At 71.3% G+C, this 15,780-nt stretch carries 16 protein-coding genes; 8 read left to right on the top strand and 8 right to left on the bottom strand.

Annotation, left to right across the window (positions count from 1 at the left end; translation table 11 throughout):
- Positions 1-111: 111 nt before the first annotated feature.
- Positions 112-2,103 (bottom strand): ATP-binding protein, encoded by a 1,992-nt coding sequence (locus ACK4TT_RS11600; protein WP_409636813.1) that lies wholly within the window; start codon positions 2,101-2,103, stop codon positions 112-114.
- 383 nt (positions 2,104-2,486) lie between these two features.
- Here ACK4TT_RS11600 and ACK4TT_RS11595 point away from each other — a divergent pair, with 383 nt between their 5' ends.
- A complete protein-coding gene (locus ACK4TT_RS11595) occupies positions 2,487-3,473 on the top strand; it encodes a cell wall hydrolase (RefSeq protein WP_410213022.1) in 987 nt (328 codons plus the stop codon).
- Here ACK4TT_RS11595 and ACK4TT_RS11590 read toward each other — a convergent pair.
- From ACK4TT_RS11590 to trxB, 3 genes are all read right to left on the bottom strand, one after another.
- The gene (locus ACK4TT_RS11590) at positions 3,449-3,934 is read right to left on the bottom strand and encodes a GNAT family N-acetyltransferase (protein WP_409636819.1); all 486 of its coding nucleotides are present in this window, start codon (positions 3,932-3,934) and stop codon (positions 3,449-3,451) included. The genes ACK4TT_RS11595 and ACK4TT_RS11590 overlap by 25 nt on opposite strands.
- Before the next feature lie 31 nt (positions 3,935-3,965).
- Positions 3,966-4,154 carry a hypothetical protein gene (locus ACK4TT_RS11585; protein WP_409636822.1) on the bottom strand — a complete coding sequence of 63 codons (189 nt, stop codon included), beginning with the start codon at positions 4,152-4,154 and terminating at the stop codon, positions 3,966-3,968.
- Positions 4,155-4,220: 66 nt separating this feature from the next.
- Positions 4,221-5,222, bottom strand: a complete 1,002-nt coding sequence (gene trxB, locus ACK4TT_RS11580) for a thioredoxin-disulfide reductase (RefSeq protein WP_409636825.1) — start codon at positions 5,220-5,222, stop codon at positions 4,221-4,223.
- Between the two features lie 77 nt (positions 5,223-5,299).
- Here trxB and pseI point away from each other — a divergent pair, with 77 nt between their 5' ends.
- Positions 5,300-6,382 (top strand): pseudaminic acid synthase, encoded by a 1,083-nt coding sequence (gene pseI / locus ACK4TT_RS11575; RefSeq protein ID WP_410213021.1) that lies wholly within the window; start codon positions 5,300-5,302, stop codon positions 6,380-6,382.
- On the top strand, positions 6,379-6,954 hold the full coding sequence (gene pseH / locus ACK4TT_RS11570; protein ID WP_409636831.1) for a UDP-4-amino-4,6-dideoxy-N-acetyl-beta-L-altrosamine N-acetyltransferase: 576 nt from the start codon (positions 6,379-6,381) through the stop codon (positions 6,952-6,954). Before pseI ends, pseH begins: the two co-directional genes overlap by 4 nt.
- Here pseH and ACK4TT_RS11565 read toward each other — a convergent pair.
- A complete protein-coding gene (locus ACK4TT_RS11565) occupies positions 6,951-7,667 on the bottom strand; it encodes a cytidylyltransferase domain-containing protein (RefSeq protein WP_410213033.1) in 717 nt (238 codons plus the stop codon). The genes pseH and ACK4TT_RS11565 overlap by 4 nt on opposite strands.
- 108 nt (positions 7,668-7,775) lie before the next feature.
- On the opposite strand from ACK4TT_RS11565, the gene ACK4TT_RS11560 reads away from it, so the two are divergent.
- The 5 genes from ACK4TT_RS11560 to ACK4TT_RS11540 are packed head-to-tail and all read left to right on the top strand — an operon-like array spanning position 7,776 to position 13,320.
- Positions 7,776-8,720 (top strand): hypothetical protein, encoded by a 945-nt coding sequence (locus ACK4TT_RS11560; protein WP_409636834.1) that lies wholly within the window; start codon positions 7,776-7,778, stop codon positions 8,718-8,720.
- A gap of 5 nt (positions 8,721-8,725) precedes the next feature.
- A complete protein-coding gene (locus ACK4TT_RS11555; RefSeq protein WP_410213020.1) occupies positions 8,726-10,399 on the top strand; it encodes a tetratricopeptide repeat protein in 1,674 nt (557 codons plus the stop codon).
- A gap of 5 nt (positions 10,400-10,404) precedes the next feature.
- On the top strand, positions 10,405-11,550 hold the full coding sequence (locus ACK4TT_RS11550) for an FkbM family methyltransferase (protein ID WP_409636840.1): 1,146 nt from the start codon (positions 10,405-10,407) through the stop codon (positions 11,548-11,550).
- A gap of 38 nt (positions 11,551-11,588) precedes the next feature.
- Entirely contained in the window at positions 11,589-12,419 is an 831-nt protein-coding gene (locus ACK4TT_RS11545; protein ID WP_410213019.1) for a phytanoyl-CoA dioxygenase family protein, read from the top strand.
- Positions 12,412-13,320: a hypothetical protein gene (locus ACK4TT_RS11540; protein WP_410213018.1), complete on the top strand. Its 909-nt coding sequence runs from the start codon at positions 12,412-12,414 to the stop codon at positions 13,318-13,320. The genes ACK4TT_RS11545 and ACK4TT_RS11540 overlap by 8 nt, the downstream gene beginning before the upstream one ends.
- Here ACK4TT_RS11540 and ACK4TT_RS11535 read toward each other — a convergent pair.
- Genes ACK4TT_RS11535 through ACK4TT_RS11525 form a run of 3 tightly spaced genes read right to left on the bottom strand, consistent with a single transcriptional unit; the run spans position 13,317 to position 15,734 of the window.
- Entirely contained in the window at positions 13,317-14,246 is a 930-nt protein-coding gene (locus ACK4TT_RS11535) for a GNAT family N-acetyltransferase (RefSeq protein ID WP_409636849.1), read from the bottom strand. The genes ACK4TT_RS11540 and ACK4TT_RS11535 overlap by 4 nt on opposite strands.
- Before the next feature lie 5 nt (positions 14,247-14,251).
- Positions 14,252-14,926, bottom strand: coding sequence for an acetyltransferase (locus ACK4TT_RS11530; protein WP_410213017.1), 675 nt, complete (start codon positions 14,924-14,926; stop codon positions 14,252-14,254).
- Positions 14,927-14,936: 10 nt separating this feature from the next.
- Positions 14,937-15,734, bottom strand: a complete 798-nt coding sequence (locus tag ACK4TT_RS11525) for a hypothetical protein (RefSeq protein WP_409636855.1) — start codon at positions 15,732-15,734, stop codon at positions 14,937-14,939.
- Positions 15,735-15,780 lie beyond the last annotated feature (46 nt).

The following is a 15,780-nucleotide window of genomic DNA, read 5'->3' as shown; positions in this document are numbered from 1 at the left end:
GGCGCCGAGGCTGTCGCCGGGCGCGGCGGCTTTTGCTCAATTGGAGCAAAACCGTTGAAAGACATATAGCGCCCTGGGGCGGAGGCGCAAGCCCGAACCCATCCGGAAACGTCAGATCACTGCCGCTGGGTCAGGCGCGGCCTCGGCGATGGCGCGGGCGAGATCCTCGGCGCCGTAGGGCTTGCGCAGCAGGGGCCAGGGCGTCTCCTCGGCGGCGCTCAGCGCCTCGCCGGTGTAGCCCGAGGACAGGATCACCGGCAGGCCCGGGCGCAGCCGCACCGCCTCGCGGGCCAGCTCCACGCCGTTGATATCGCCGGGCATGATCAGGTCGGTGAGCAGCAGGTCGACCCGCTCTCGGCCCTTGAGCACGTCCAGCGCGGCGGCGGCGTGAGGGACCTGACGGACCTGGTGGCCGAGGTCCCGGAGCATCGCCTCGACGAGCTCGCCCACCTGGGCGTCGTCCTCGGCCAGGAGGATGTGGAGAGCAGGGCTCCGCCGGTCGCCCGCCGGGGTCTCCGCGCCCTCGGCCGGAACATCGCGGCGCGTGGTCAGCGGGAGGTAGATCCTGAGGCTGGTCCCCTTGCCGGGCGCGCTGTCGAGGGCGACGCCGCCGCCGCTCTGCCGGGCGAAGCCGTAGACCTGGGAGAGCCCCAGGCCCGTGCCGCGCCCCGGCGCCTTGGTGGTGAAGAAGGGCTCGAAGACCCGCGCGGCGGTTTCGGCGTCCATGCCGCAGCCGGTGTCGTGGACCGCCACGCAGATGTAGTCGCCGGCCTCCAGCTCCTCCACCTGCCCGGCCGCCAGGCGGGCCGGCACGGTCTCGATGCGGATCATGCCGCCGGCGGGGGTGGCGTCGCGGGCGTTGACCACCAGGTTCATCACCGCCGCCTCGAACTGGCTGGGGTCGATGTCGGCGACGGCCTCGGCGGCGTCGGTCGCCAGGGTCAGGGTCACGGCCTCGCCCACGGCGCGGCGCAGCAGGGGCTCGCTGTCCTTCAGGAGTTCGTCCACGAGCGTGGGCTCGGGCTTGAGGGCCTGTCGTCGCGAGAACGCCAGGAGCTGCTGGGTGAGGCGCTCGCCGCGCCGCGCCGCGCCCAGCGCCGCCTCGATCATCCGGTCGCGCCGCGCCGCGTCGCCGGGATGGCGCTGCATCAGGTCGAGGGCGCCGATGATCACCGTGAGCAGGTTGTTGAAATCGTGGGCCACGCCGCCGGTGAGCTGGCCCACGGCCTCCAGCTTCTGGGCCCGGCGCAGGGCGGCCTCGGCCTCGTCGCGCTCGGCGAGCGCCGCCTCCACCCGCTCGGCCAGGAGGTCGTTGATGCGTTCCAGGTCGGCCTGGGCCCGCTTGGCGTCGGTGATGTCGTAGCCGACGCCGATGAAGCCGTCGAACTCGCCCTCGGGCGTCAGGCGCGGCTGGGAGACCGACCGGATCCAGCGGTACTCGCCGTCGGCGCGCCGGTAGCGGGCCTCCAGGGTGAAGAGGCGGCGCGACGACTCCCCGGCCACCTGCTCCTTCAGGATGCGCGGCAGGTCCTCGGGATGCAGGACCTCGCGCCAGTCGAAGTCCAGGGCCTCCTCGTAGCCGCCGCCCAGGAACTCCACATAGGCCCGGTTGGCGAACTCGCGCTTGCCGTCGGCGCGGGTCACCCACATGAGGATGGGGGCGCTGTCGGCCAGCCGGTGGAACCGGGCCTCGGAGTCGGCCAGCGCCCGGCGGGCGCTGCGCTGGGCGGCGTTGGCCTCTTCGAGCCGCAGCAGGGTCTCGCGCAGGGTCGTGGAGAAGAGGACGGTGATGACGCCCGACAGCGCGAACATGGCCACCACGGCCGTATCGGCGGCGCCGCGGGGCTGCACGATCGGCGAGAAGAGGCCCGCGGCGATGGCCGCGACCAGCGCGGCCCATCCGAAGCGGGGACCGGCGTAGAGGCAGATGACGATCAGGGCCGGAAGGGTGGTGGGACCCAGGCCGCCGGCGTGCTGGAAGCCCAGCAGGAGGCCGCGCAGGGCCATGGCCACCCCCAGGGACACGACGCTGACGCCCAGCGCCGCCCACAGCGGCGGCGAGCGCCGGGGAACCAGGCGAAGCGGCCACTCCGATGGGGTCATCTCTGAAACTCGGCGAACGCAGCCCTTCCCGGGCCAGGCGTCACCATGCGGGGGCAGGCGAACGCGCGCAACCCCGCCGCAACCCACGGGCGAGGGGGCGGAAATCCAATCGCCCGGGCATCATTTTTTCGCCGCCAAGGGGTCCAAAGAGCGCCCGCAGGGGCCTATATCCCTCGCCTCGAATTGCGAGGGGATCCCTGACCCAAGCGCGCGACATCTGGTCCCGCCGGCTGGCGGCGGCCGCGGCCCCGCTGGCCCTCGCGGCCCTGGCGGCGACGGCGTGCGCCCCGAACGACGGGCTTGGCGAGCGCGGGCGGGCCATCGCGGCCGGCGACCTTTCCGATCACGCCCTGGCGAAGCTGGCCTCCGGCATGGACCCGGCCATGCGCGCGCTGGCGGCGCGCCATGACCCCGGCCAGCGCCGGCCCGACCTGTGGAACCGGCCCGAGGGCTGGGCCAGCCTGGACATCGCCGAGGTCCCCGACCTGGGTTTCGCCACGACCGAGGGCCAGACCGCCGAGGAACTGAACGCCCTGCGCCCCTTCGCCGACCTGCCGATCCGGCCGATGAAGCCTTTCGTGCTGCAGGCGAGCGGCGAGGACCGCGAGCGCGCCCTGCAGTGCCTGACCGAGGCGGTCTACTACGAGGCCGCCCGCGAGCCGGGCGTCGGCCAGGAGGCGGTGGCCCAGGTGGTTTTGAACCGCGTGCGCCACCCGGCCTATCCGAAGTCGGTCTGCGGCGTCGTCTATCAGGGGTCGGCCCGGGCGACGGGCTGCCAGTTCACCTTCACCTGCGACGGCTCGCTGCGCTGGGCCCCTGAACCGGCGCTCTGGCGCCAGGCGCGGCGCGTGGCCGAACGCGCGCTGAGCGGCTACGTGGCCAAGCAGGTCGGTTCGGCCACCCACTACCACGCCGCCTACGTGGCCCCGTACTGGGCGCCCACGCTGGTGAAGATGACCCAGGTCGGCGCGCACATCTTCTACCGCTGGACCGGCCCCTGGGGCGAACCGGCGGCCTTCACCGGGCGCTACGCGGGCCGCGAGGCCTATCTGACGCCGGCGGTGCTGGGCGGCGTCGACGCGCGCACCCAGGGCGGCCTGCTCTCCCCGGAGGCGCAGGGGGGGCCGGCGGAGCGCCAGATCACCCTGGCGGTGGCCGGCGAGGTCAGGACCTACACCGTCGCCGATCCGACCGCTGCGGACGGCGAAAGGACCCGGGTGCGCGGCGTGATCTCCGCGCCGCGGCGCAAGCCGACCGCCGACGAGGTGCGGATGATCAACCAGAACCTCGAGGCCCTTGAGCGCAGCCTGGACAGCGGCAAGGCCGCGTCCGCGACACCCCCGCCTCAGCCCGTGAAGGCGTCCGGGTAGGCGACGTTCAGCGGCGCGTCGAACGCGCCGGGCTCCAGCGCAAGGGCCTGGAAGCTGGCGCGTCCCGCGTAGGGCGCCCGAACCTGGGCCGCCGTCTGCGCCGCAAAGCCGAAGCGGGCATAGTAGGCCGGATCGCCCAGCACCAGAACGCCGTGCGCTCCGAACTCCCGGGCGCTGTCGAGGCCGGCGCGGACCAGGGCCGAGCCCACCCCCGCGCGCTGCGAGTCTGGCCGGACGGCGAGCGGGGCCAGCGCCGCGAACAACTCGTAGCGGTCGGCCCACAGGCGACTGAAGAGGATGTGGCCGTCCGGGGCGCCGCCATTGTCCGCGACCAGCTCGAACAGGACATCGCCGTCGGCGCGCAGCCGCTCGACCAGCCGGGCCTCGTCGGCGCGGCCGAAGGCCTGGGCGACCAGGTCGGCGATGGCGGAATGGTCGTCGGCGCGGGCATGGCGGATCATGCGCGCAGGTTAGCGCGGCCCGCGTCAGCCGTCAGGAGTCCCAGGATCTGGGTTCGGCGGGCCAGGGCTCGTGGCGCTCGGCGCGCAACGCCACGGCGGCCAGCTTGCGCCACCCTTCGGCGATGCTGAGATACACCTCCTTTTCGGCCTGGCTCTCGGCCTTGGCCGCGAGACGCATCACCGTCTCGGCCTGGTGGGCGTATCGCTCGCTGTTCCGCATGGCGGGCCCCAACCCGCAAAACGCCGATCGGGTTGCGGCCAAGGCTGTTGAAAATGACCCGGAGGCCTACCAGGCGCCGATCTTCCGGGCCTCGTCGTGGGCGATCGGATGGTGGGCGCGCTTGTGGTCTTCCTCGGCCAGGAAGCGCACCGCCTCCAGCGCGGCCATGCAGCCCATGCCGGCGGCGGTCACCGCCTGGCGGTAGACGTCGTCGGTGACATCGCCCGCGGCGTACACGCCCTGGATGGCGGTCGAGGCCGTGCCCGGCTTCACCTTCAGATAGCCCGAGGCGTCCATCTCCAACTGCCCCTTGAAGAGCTCGGAGGCCGGCGCGTGGCCGATGGCGATGAACACGCCGTCGCAGGCGACCTCGCGGGTCTCGCCCGTCTTGACGTTCTTGAGCCGCACGCCGGTGACGCCGAGCGGGTCGGCCGTCCCCAGGACCTCGTCGATGGCGCTGTCCCAGATCACCTCGATCTTCTCGTGGTTGAACAGGCGCTCCTGCAGGATGCGCTCGGCGCGGAACTCGTCGCGGCGGTGCACGACCGTGACCTTGGCGGCGAAGTTGGTGAGGAACAGGGCCTCTTCGACCGCCGTGTTGCCGCCGCCGACCACGACAACGTTCTTGCCGCGGTAGAAGAAGCCGTCGCAGGTGGCGCAGGCCGAGACGCCGAAGCCCTGGAACTTCTGCTCCGTGTCGAGGCCCAGCCACTTGGCCTGGGCCCCGGTGGCGATGATGAGCGTCTCGGCGAGCCAGACCTGGCCGCTGTCGCACTCCAGCCGGAAGGGGCGCTGCGACAGGTCGGCCTTCACGACGATGTCGCTGACGATCTCGGTCCCGACGTGGGTCGCCTGGGCCTGCATCTGCTCCATCAGCCAGGGACCCTGGATGACGTCGGCGAAGCCCGGGTAGTTCTCCACGTCGGTGGTGATGGTGAGCTGGCCGCCCGGCTGGATGCCCTGGATCAGCACGGGCTTGAGCAGGGCGCGGGCGGCGTAGATGGCGGCGGTGTAGCCGGCGGGGCCGGAGCCCACGATGAGGCAGCGGACGGAGCGGGGTTCGGACATGGCCTCAATGTAGTGACGATTCCGGGCGCACGCGATTGGTTAACGCCCCTTTCAGCGCCAAGCGGTATTATGCCGCCATGTCCAAGCCGCCAGAGGTCGAGCCAGAGGTCGAGCCAGAGGTCGAGATCGCGGGTCGGAAGGTCGGCGCCGGCCACGAGCCCTTCGTGATCTGCGAGCTGTCGGGCAACCACAACGGCAGCCTGGAGCGGGCGCTCCAGATGATCGACGCGGCGGCGGCCACCGGTTGCGACGCCATCAAGATCCAGACCTACACCGCCGACACCATCACCATGGACGTGGACCGGCCGGAGTTCCGCATCCGGGGCGGGCTGTGGGACGGCCGCCACCTGCACGAGCTCTACCGGGAGGCCCAGACGCCCTACGAATGGCACGCGGCCCTGTTCGAACGGGCGCGGAAGCTGGGGGTGATCCTGTTCTCCAGCCCCTTCGACGAGACGGCGGTGGACCTGCTCGCGGATCTGGACGCGCCCGCCTACAAGATCGCCTCGTTCGAGGCCGTGGACCTGCCGCTGATCCGATACGCCGCGGCCGAGGGCAGGCCGCTGATCATCTCCACCGGCATGGCGAACCTGGTCGAGATCGAGGCCGCCCGGGACGCGGCGCTGTCGGCCGGCGCGCCGGGCGTCGTGCTGCTGCACTGCGTCTCCAGCTATCCCGCGCCCCTGGAGGACGCCAACGTCCGCACGGTGGCCGACATGGCCGAGCGGTTCGGCTGCCCCGTGGGCCTTTCCGACCACACGCCGGGGACGGCGGCTTCCGTGGCGGCGGTGGCCCTGGGCGCCTCGGTGATCGAGAAGCACTTCACCCTGGCCCGCGCCGACGGCGGCCCGGACGCCGCCTTCAGCCTTGAGCCGGCGGAGTTCGCGGCCCTGGTCGCCGACTGCAAGGCCGCCTGGCGGGCGCTGGGCCGGGCGCAGTACGACCTCGTGGGGTCCGAGCGCGGGAACGTGCAGTTCCGCCGCTCGCTCTATGTGGCGGCCGACGTCAAGGCGGGCGAGCCTTTGACCAAGGCCAATGTGCGTTCGATCCGTCCGGGCGACGGTCTGCCGCCGGGCGAACTGGACGCGGTGCTGGGCCGGCCCGCGGCCCGGGACCTCAAACGGGGCGAGCCCCTGGCGTGGGACATGGTGAGCCTATGACCGTCAGCCTGAGAACCGTCACCACAGCCGACAGCGCCCGTCTGCTGGAATGGCGCAATTCCCCGAACGTCTCGGCCTACATGTACACCGACCACAAGATCAGTCAGGCCGAGCACGACCGCTGGTTCGCCGCGGCGCTGACCGCCGAGGACCGGCGCTACTGGATCATCGAGCTGGATGGCCAGGCCGTGGGCCTCGCGAATCTGGCCCGGATCGACCCGATCATCCGCCGCTGCGACTGGGCCTACTACCTGGCCGAGGCGGCCACGCGGGGTCAGGGCGTCGGCGCCCAGGTGGAGTACATCGTCCTTAGGCACGTTTTCGAGACGATGAACTACAACAAGCTCTGGTGCGAGGTGCTGAAGGACAACGAGGCGGTCTGGAAGCTGCACCAGTCCTTCGGCTTCGTGGCCGAGGCCCAGTACCGCGAGCACGTCTGCAAGGGCGGCCGGTTCCAGGACGTGGTGGGGCTGGGCATGCTCAAGTCGGACTGGGTGGCGAACAAGGCCAGGATCGAGGATCGCCTGCGGGAGAAGGGGATCGACCCCGCCAATCTGCCCGACGCGCCCTAGACCCGGGGCTCGCCGCCCCAGTTCGCGAGGTCCGGGCGGGAGGCCACGAAGGCCCGGACGTCGTCCGAGGTGAAGGCCGGATTGGCCGGATAGAGCGCCTCGTAGACCTGCGTCACGAACTCGAAGTCGTCGGGGCGGTCCACGGTCCAGCGCACGTGGCCCCATTCCCGCGGCGGCATGAGGCGGACCACCTTGTAGCGGTCGGGCCGGCTCCAGATTCCCCAGGTGACGTGCTCGCGCTCCTCGCGGGTGGCGGCGAGACGCGCGGCCCGGCGCAGGGTTGCGGCGGTCATGGCCTCGACGTCCTGGCCCTTGGGGTAGCCGACCTCCTGCGTGCGGCAGTGGGCGTAGTCGGCGCCAGCATCCCGAAGCAGGTCGATGGTGGCGTCCAGCACCTGCGGGTCGATCAGCGGACAGTCGGCGGTCAGCCGCACCACGGTCTCGGCGGGCCAGGTTTCCAGGGCGCCGATGTAGCGGGCCAGCACGTCGTCCAGCGGACCGCGGAAGACCTCCACCCCGGCGGCCTCCAGCACCTCGGCCAGGCGGTCGTCGCTGGGATCGACGCTGGTCGCCACCACCAGCCGGTCCACCCGGGCCGAACGCCGGGTGCGCTCGATCTGGCGCAGGATCATCGGCTGGCCGAGGAGGTCCTTGAGCACCTTGCCCGGCAGGCGGGTGGAGCTGAGGCGGGCCTGGAGGATGGCGAGGATCAGGGGAACTCTCCGTGGGGCCGATCCTGCCCCGGCCAGGGTAAGCTAGGGTTAACGCGACTCTGGCGACATGCGAGGGCGCGGGGAACCGCGCCCATCCGGAGCCCCCTCATGACCGCCATGGCCCAGCCCAAGGCCCCCGCCTGGACGCTCTCCGACCAGGTCGTCTCCGACTTCATCCGTGACGGCGCCCACGTCTTCCAGGACCGGGTCGATCCCGCCGCCGCCGCCGAACTGCTGGCCGAGATCCGCGCCCTGCGGCGGTTCGACGACAGCCTCTTCCTGAGCGAGGGCGAGTTCGACGCCGACCCGCAGTACACGGGCGTGAACCCCATGCCGGGGCGCAACCTCCTGGAGCGCTTCGAGGAACGCCTGGGTTTCGTGGAGCGGGCGCCGCACATCGTCGAGGCCATCACCGCGCTGCTGGGCGAGGATTACGAGATCCTCAACAAGAAGGTGGTCTGCGGCGTCCCGGCCAAGAGCGTGCCCGAGTGGCTGCGCCGGCGGATCCACGGCAATCCGGTGAACAACCTGGGCGCCTACGTCCGGCCGGAATACCGCGACGTGACCTATTTCTACGGGATCGACTTCCACCAGGACCTGATCGACTTCAAGGACCGCGAGGCCGATTTCCTGACGCTCTACATCTACCTGCATCCGGTGACGAAGGCCGACGCGCCGCTCTACCTGCTGGATGGCAGCCATCGCCTGGGCGGCTCGATCTTCCCGCACGACCTGACGCGCACGGGGCCCGACACCTGGGTCTACGACAACGGCGCCTGCGGCAAGGCCACGGTGCGTCAGCGCATCCTGACCGGGGACACGGGCTTCGCCGGCATGTGGCATGCCTGCACGCTCCACGGCACCCAGCCGGACGCCGCCGACCACGAGCGCATCTCGCTGCGCTACCTGATCGGCAAGATCTCGGCCAAGGCCGTCGGCATGGACACCGTCAACGCCACGCTCACCGGCCCCTTGAGCCTCACGGCCACGCGCAAGGACCTGGACGCCTCCGGGGCGGCGGTGATCCGCCAGAACACCGTGCTGAAGGCGTAGGCGGCGTGGGCGCGGGAGGTTGGGCCGCCCTCGAGGCGGGGGACGCGGCCGCGGCGATGGCCGCCTTCTCCACGGCCGTCGGCGACGCGCCGGCCGATTGGGACGCCCGCTACGGCCTGGCGGCGGCGCTGATGCAGGCCGGCCAGCCCGACGGCGACGTGCTGAATGACGCCCGGACGCTGCACGCCCTGGCGGTGATGCGCAGCGCCGGCGCGGACCTGGCGAGGCTCAAGTCGGACGCGGCCTACGCCCAGCAGATCGGACTGCAGCTCTACGGCCAGCATCACGTGGCCTGCGCCTCGGTGGCCTGGAGCATGGCGCTGGCTTCGGGCGCCATCGATGCGCCCGGCCTGCTCAACTACGCCCTCTCGCTGCAACACCAGGGGCGCGTGGAGGAGGCGGTGCAGTACCTGCAGGTGGCGGTGGAGAACTTCCCCTCGGCGGCGCTGCACCAGTTCCTGTTGTTCCCGCATCTGTTCATCGATGGCGGCGAGCGGGCGCACGCGGAGCAGTCACGGGCATGGGCCCGGCGTTGGGCGAACGCGCCGCCGCCGGCGCCATTCCCTGGGACGCCGCTGGCCGGCCGCCGGCTGCGGATCGGCTATGTGGCGCCCAGCTTCGCCGGCAGCCAGGTCCGGCAGTTCCTGGGGCCCGTGTTGAGGGCGCACGATCCCGCCCGCGTCGAGGTCACGCTCTATCCGGCCTCGGCCGAAGGCGAGGCGGGTTGGCCGGACCACGTGAAGGTGAAGCCGATCGGTCAGTTGAGCGACGAGGCCGCCGCCGCCGCCATCCGCGCCGACGGCGTCGACGTGCTGGCGGACTGTTGGGGGCATACGGCAGGGTCCCGGCTCGGCGTGTTCGCGCGGCGGCCGGCGCCGGTGCAGGTGGCGTGGATCAATTTCGTCCAGACCACCGGCCTGCCGCAGATGGACTATGTGCTGCACGCGGACAGCGCCGCCGATCTCGACCTGTCGGACCTCTATGTGGAGCGGATCTGGCCGATCGGCCCGGTGTTCACCCCGTTCGAGCGTTCGGCGGACCGGCGCCCGCCCGCCGCCTCGCCCGCGAAGCAGGCCGGCATGGTCACGTTGGGATCGTTCAACCACCCGGCGAAGATCAGCGACGGCGCCCTGGCCGCCTGGGCCACGGTGCTGCGCAATGCGCCTGACGCCCGGATACTCCTGAAGTACCGCTACTTCGTGGACCCCGTGCTGCAGGCCGCGACCCGGGCGCGGTTCGCCGCCCACGGCGTCGCCGGCGATCGGCTCCTCTTCGAAGGCCAGAGTGCGGGCGAGGATTACCTGCGGAGCTTCGAGCGGGTGGACCTCATGCTGGATGGCTGGCCCGCCCCGGGGTCGACGACGACCCTGGATGCGCTGTCGAACGGTGTGCCGGTGCTCTCCCTGTGCGGACAGACCCTGGCGGGGGTCTATTCGCGAAGCATTCTCGAGGCCTCGGGCCTGGCGGAGCTGGCGGCGGACACGCCTGAGGATTTCGTCGCCCGCGCCCTGGCGCTGGTTCGGGACATCGATCGGCTGGACGGGCTGCGCAGCCGTGTCCGCCCCGGTTTCGAGAGCGGCGACTGCTGTGACGGCGAGGCGTTCGCCCGCAGGCTGGAAGCGGCCTTCGAGACCATGTACGACCTGACGTGCGATGACGCCCGTCGCGGAGCCGCCTGATCCTCATGGACGTCCCTTCGTACGACGTCGTACGCCGCCTGATCGACCTCTACGGGACCGCCTATCGCGAGCTGTCCGACGTGCGCACCCGCACGCGGCTCGCAGACTGCGGCCGGCTGCTGATCTTCGGCGCGGGTCAGAACGGCCGGATGGTGCTGGGCCTGCTGCGCGCCGCGGGCCTGGAGCCGGCGGCCTTCCTGGACGACACCCCGAGCAAGGCCGGCGCGCAGATCGACGGCGTGCCCGTGCTGAAGGTCGACGAGGCCGGCGGCATGACGGATGCGCTGGCCGTCGTCTCCATATTCTCGCCCCGGGTGGGCTATCTCACCATCGCCGAGCGTCTCTCGAAGCTGGGCGTCGAGCCGCTTTCGCTGTTCGCCGTCATGTGGGCCCTGGGAAACGCCGGGCTGCCGTTCTACTTCCTGGACCGGCCCGAGGCGGTGACCGAGGCCTCAGGGTCGCTGGCCTGGCTGTCCGCGCGCCTGCTGGACCGGCAATCCCATGACCTCCTCGCCGCCCAGGTGGAGTTCCGCCTGGCGCTGCGGCACCAGGCCCTGCCCCCATGGCGCGCCGACCGGGAAGCGCCGCCGGCGGACTGGTCGCGCGTCTTCGTCATCGACGCCGGCGCCTTCGACGGCGATACGCTCGTGCCCATGCTCGAGGCCGATGGACCTCGGATCGCCGGAGCCATCGGCCTGGAGCCGGACCCCGAGACTTTCGCGCGCCTAGAAGCCAACCTCGCCCCGTTCCACGGCCGCGTCCCGGCGGTTCGGGCCATCCGCGCCGCGGCGGCGGATGCGGCGGGCAGGCGCACCTTCGCCAATGCGGGGAATCCCGGGTCGAGCTTCGCCGAGGCGGGCATCGAGGTGGACGCGGTGACCGTGGACGATCTCGCCGCGGACGCGCCCGCCGACGCGCGGCTATACATCAAGTACGACGTGGAGGGAGCGGAGGCCGAAGCGCTCCGGGGCTCGGCCCGGACGATCGCCGACCGACGGCCCTTCCTGTCCATAGCGGCCTACCACCGGCCCGACGACCTCTGGACACTGGCGCGCATCGTCGCCGAGATCGAGCCGGGATATCGCTTCCGACTGCGCAGCCATGGCGCGGACGGCGCGGATCTCAACCTGTACGCGACGCCGCCCGGCTAGGCGGCGTACGAGCTTTGGCCGGCTGGGGAGTCGACGACATGCCTACCTTCGGAACCTACGGAGTGGTGGACGGCGGACCGGCGCCGATCTCGGGCGACCATGCCGAGCTCCGGGAGGAGATCGCGGTCCGCGGCTATGGGGCGCTGCCCTCCCTGCTCGACGGCGAGACGGTGGACCACCTCAAGGCGGTGATGGACGAGGTCTACGCCCGACAATGCGAGGAGGTGGGCGGCGAGGCGGCGCTGGCGGCGATGAACGACGCCGACATCGTCCGGTGCCTGCTGGCCTACAGCGACGACTACATGGCGCTTGCCACCCACCCCACGGTGCTGGCGGTGGTCCGGGCCGTGCTGGGCGACAATGTGGTGCTGCTGATGCAGAACGGGATCATCAACCGGCCCACGCGGGAGCAGTTCCAGACCAACTGGCACCGCGACCTGAACTATCAGCACTGGGTGTGCAGCCAGCCCCTGGCCATCAGCGCCCTGGTCTGCCTCGAGGACTTCAACTCTGAAACCGGCGGGACGGTGTTCCTGCCGGGCAGCCATCTCGTCGAGCGCTTTCCGTCTCAGGCCATCGTCCAGCAGGGGGAGGTGACGCCCGACCTGCCCCGCGGTTCGGTGATCTTCTTCAACTCGATGGCCTTCCATCGGGCGGGCGTGAACCGCTCGAACCGGGTCCGGCGGGCCGTGAACCATGTGTTCGGGGTCCCGATCCTGGCGCAACAGGTGGACATCCCCGCCATGTTGAACCGCGAACCGCCGGAGGACCCCTGGCTGCAGGGCTTCCTGGGCTACCGCTGGAACCCGACCCGCAACGTCGCCGAGTGGCGGCGGCAGCGGATCGCTCAGGCCACGCGGCGTGCCTGACATCCGGCCCGGCGGCGGTTGGCGTAAGCTTGGCCGTGTTCTGGAGGCCGACGGCGGCCCCCTGGCGCGGTCCCACGCCATGCTGCCGACGCCCTGGGTGCTGCCGGACCGTGTCCGCGTGTTCTACGCCGCCTGCGACGCGGGGATGAGGGGACGCATCTTCAGCGCGGATTTCGCCCCGACGCCGCCCTTTCGACTGCTCAGCCGCTCGGCCGTTCCGGTGCTGGATGTGGGGCCGCAGGGCGCCTTCGACTGCGACGGCGTGAACCCCTCCCAAATCATCGAGGCCGACGGCCGGCTGGCGCTGCTGTACATCGGATGGCGGCGGGGCGGGGCGGAGGAGCCCTACACGCTTTTCGCGGGGATCGCCTTTTCCGAAGACGGCGGAGCCAGCTTCCAGCGCCGCGACGAGCCGCTGCTGCCGCCGCTTCCGGGAGAGAGGCTGTTCCGGACGGCGCCGTTCATCGAGCGGCGGCGCGACGGCTGGCGACTGCTTTACATCGGCGGAGAGCGCTTCCTAACGGACGACAGCGGCAAGCGTCTGCCCGTCTACAGCCTGATGGAGTTGCGTTCGGACGGTCCCTGGTCCTGGACGGGGCCCGGCCGCGAGTTGCTGGCGCCGGCGCTGGAGGCCGGCGAGATCGGGTTCGGCCGTCCGGTCGCCCTCGGCGGCGAGAGGTTGATGCTGTCGGTGCGGACGAGAGACGGCTACGAGCTCGTCGAGACGAGCGCCGAGCCCGGGGCGGCGCGGCGACCGGTTCTGGAGGGGCCGCGCGAGGCCTGGGAAGCGCATATGACCTGCTTCGGCGCGCCGTGCCGCGTCGGGCCCTATGACCTTCTGTTCTACAACGGCGACGGCTTCGGCCGGACCGGAATGGGGCTGGCCTGGCGGGACGCTTAGAGCGCCATCTCGTAGAAGTCGTGGACCACGGCGCCCGCGCCGAACTCTTCCTTTTGCCGGATGAGCCCCTCGTTCAGCACGCGGCCCTGGTCGGTGTTGGAGATGCCGAAGTCGAACCAGCGGTGGGTCGCGGCGTGCGCCTGGATCAGATGCTCGAAGAGGCCGTCGAGCGCGCCCAGGGCCCGGCCTTCCTCGCCGGCGGCTATGTATTGGGCATGCGCCACCTGGGCGCCGCGGAACATGACGACGCCGGCCATCAGGCGGCCATCGAGGACGGCCGTGTGCAGGCTGATGTTCTCGGGAAAGCGCCCGGCGAGGAGGCGGATCTCGGCCTCGCTGTGCACGGGCTTGGCGCCGTGGCGGCCGCCAAGGACCGCCTCCAGCAGGGTCCAGTAGCCGCCCCAGTCCTCGGAGCGGGCGAAGGTCAGGCCCGCCTGGGCGGCCTTGCGCGCGCCGCGGGCGCGGCGGCTGGAGACCCGGCCCCGCGCGCGGTAGTCGATGGCGGCGCTCACGTCGCGGCGCACGAGCGCGGCGTCCCGGCGGAACAGCCAGTAGAGGTCGGCCTGGGCCGGCTCCCGTGCGTAGATCCAGGGCAGCGCCTTGTAGGTCAGGCGGCGCACCCCCTGGCCGCGCAGATGGTCGGCGCAGGCGTCCAGAGCGGCCATCACCTCGGCGACGCCGAGGCCGTGCGAGACGAGGCCGCCGAACGTCAGGCCCTGGTGGGACCAGGCCTCGTCGCCCCGGCGGTTGAGCGGCAGGAGGGCGGCCGTCGCGCCGTCGCGGACCACCACCAGGGAAGCGTCCTCGAAGCGGTCGGCGTGGTAGTCCATGAAGCCGCGGTCGAACATGAAGTGGCCGTTGGCCGCCACGGCGTTCAGCGCGTTCCAGGCGTCCGCCAGCTCGGGCCGATAGGGCTGAACCTGCAAGCGGGTCAGTCCCGGACGCGGCAATAGCGCCTGGCCGACACCGAGCGCCGCTCGGCCGGGTGGCCCTGGTAGACACCGTCCGGCTCGGTCGAGGCCGTGACCACCGCCGACATGCCGATGAAGTTGTCCTCGCCCACCGCGACATGGGGCGCGAAGGCGGCGTTGACCCCCACGAAGCTGGACCGCCCGATGCGGCAGAAGCCGGAGACCACCACATGCGAGGCGATGAACACGTCGTCCTCGATCACGGTGCGATGGCCGATGTGGTTGCCGCTCCACAGCGTGACGTTGTCGCCGACCTTCGTGAAGGGTTGCAGGACATTGTGCTCCAGGATGAAGCAGTTCTCGCCGATCTCGACGTTGCGCCAGACGAACGCCTTGGAACTGACATAGCTGGCCAGCCGGTAGCCCAGGGCCTTCATGGCGTCGAACTGGCGCCGGCGGATGCGATTGAGCTGACCGTCGCCTATGGCCACGAAGGCGTCGTAGCGGTCGGGCGGGTGCGACGCGGCGATCTCTTCCAGCGGCACGACCGGCAGGCCGGCGAGGGTGGCCTCCTTCAGATACTCGGCGCCTATGGCGAACGCCGCCACCTCGTGGGGACTGTCGTAGGCGAAGTACTGGTGCGCCATTTCCGCGATCTCGCCGTTGCCGATGATGATCAGGGGCTTGTCGGTCATCGCGGACGTCTCAGGGTTTCACGATCAGCAGGTCGTCGCGCCGGTTGGCCATGGGCAGGCCGGGCGGCTGGGGCAGCAGATAGGCGTCGCAGCCCGCGCCCTGGGCGCGTTGCATCAGGCCGGAGAGGACCCCGTCGTCGATCTTTCCCGGGGACGGCTCGCCCCAGTCCACGCGATAGGGTTCGGACGAGCCCGTGAACCGGCGATGGAACGCCTGGCCGGTCTCGGTGGCGAAGAAACGGCGGCGCTTGGAGACATTGGGGATGTCGCCCACGAGGGCCCGGCCGCCCGCGGCCAGCAGCCCGACCGTGGCGTCGACGAAGTCGAAGAGGTTCGAGTCCACGTAGATGTAGTGCAGCACGCTGTAGCAAATCAGCGCGTCGACCGGCGCGGCGGCCGCGGCGCGGACCTCGGCGGCGTTCCTCGGGAACAGACCGGGCTGCTTCACGGTCACGCCGTCCACGTCGGGCAGCTGGGCCAGCATCTCGGGACTGTCCACCAGGACGAGGCGGTGGCGTCGGTCCCGGCACAGGTCGACGATCATCCGGGGCAGGGCGGCGCAGCCAGGGCCGATGTCCACGACGGTGAGCCCCTCGGCCTCGGTGAGCGCCGGCAGTTTGGCGCAGATGTCCGCGAGGATCGCCGGCTCGAAGCCTTCGCGGTAGGTATCGGGAAAGCCGATCTTCTCGTGCGGCGAGAGGTTGGGGTTGGCGGCCAAGGCTCGAAAGCCTTCGTAGTCGAGCTCGACGGCGGCCAGATCGATCTTCGCTGCGCTGCGCAGCTCGTCGCGGTCGGACTGGGCGTTCATCCGGCAGAGGCTCCTGCATCCGCCGCGGGCGGACGGCCGGGCTAAA

Origin of the sequence: Phenylobacterium sp. (assembly GCF_046463815.1) — a bacterium.
Taxonomy (GTDB): domain Bacteria; phylum Pseudomonadota; class Alphaproteobacteria; order Caulobacterales; family Caulobacteraceae; genus Phenylobacterium.
This window is presented reverse-complemented; position numbering and strand designations above follow the sequence as displayed.

What these genes read in the sequence shown, in the direction of transcription:
- ACK4TT_RS11600 (WP_409636813.1), bottom strand. Translation starts at nt 2,103, where the DNA reads ATGACCCCATCGGAGTGGCCGCTTCGCCTGGTTCCCCGGCGCTCGCCG.
- ACK4TT_RS11595 (WP_410213022.1), top strand. Translation starts at nt 2,487, where the DNA reads ATGCGCGCGCTGGCGGCGCGCCATGACCCCGGCCAGCGCCGGCCCGAC.
- ACK4TT_RS11590 (WP_409636819.1), bottom strand. Translation starts at nt 3,934, where the DNA reads ATGATCCGCCATGCCCGCGCCGACGACCATTCCGCCATCGCCGACCTG.
- ACK4TT_RS11585 (WP_409636822.1), bottom strand. Translation starts at nt 4,154, where the DNA reads ATGCGGAACAGCGAGCGATACGCCCACCAGGCCGAGACGGTGATGCGT.
- trxB (WP_409636825.1), bottom strand. Translation starts at nt 5,222, where the DNA reads ATGTCCGAACCCCGCTCCGTCCGCTGCCTCATCGTGGGCTCCGGCCCC.
- pseI (WP_410213021.1), top strand. Translation starts at nt 5,300, where the DNA reads ATGTCCAAGCCGCCAGAGGTCGAGCCAGAGGTCGAGCCAGAGGTCGAG.
- pseH (WP_409636831.1), top strand. Translation starts at nt 6,379, where the DNA reads ATGACCGTCAGCCTGAGAACCGTCACCACAGCCGACAGCGCCCGTCTG.
- ACK4TT_RS11560 (WP_409636834.1), top strand. Translation starts at nt 7,776, where the DNA reads ATGACCGCCATGGCCCAGCCCAAGGCCCCCGCCTGGACGCTCTCCGAC.
- ACK4TT_RS11550 (WP_409636840.1), top strand. Translation starts at nt 10,405, where the DNA reads ATGGACGTCCCTTCGTACGACGTCGTACGCCGCCTGATCGACCTCTAC.
- ACK4TT_RS11545 (WP_410213019.1), top strand. Translation starts at nt 11,589, where the DNA reads ATGCCTACCTTCGGAACCTACGGAGTGGTGGACGGCGGACCGGCGCCG.
- ACK4TT_RS11530 (WP_410213017.1), bottom strand. Translation starts at nt 14,926, where the DNA reads ATGACCGACAAGCCCCTGATCATCATCGGCAACGGCGAGATCGCGGAA.
- ACK4TT_RS11525 (WP_409636855.1), bottom strand. Translation starts at nt 15,734, where the DNA reads ATGAACGCCCAGTCCGACCGCGACGAGCTGCGCAGCGCAGCGAAGATC.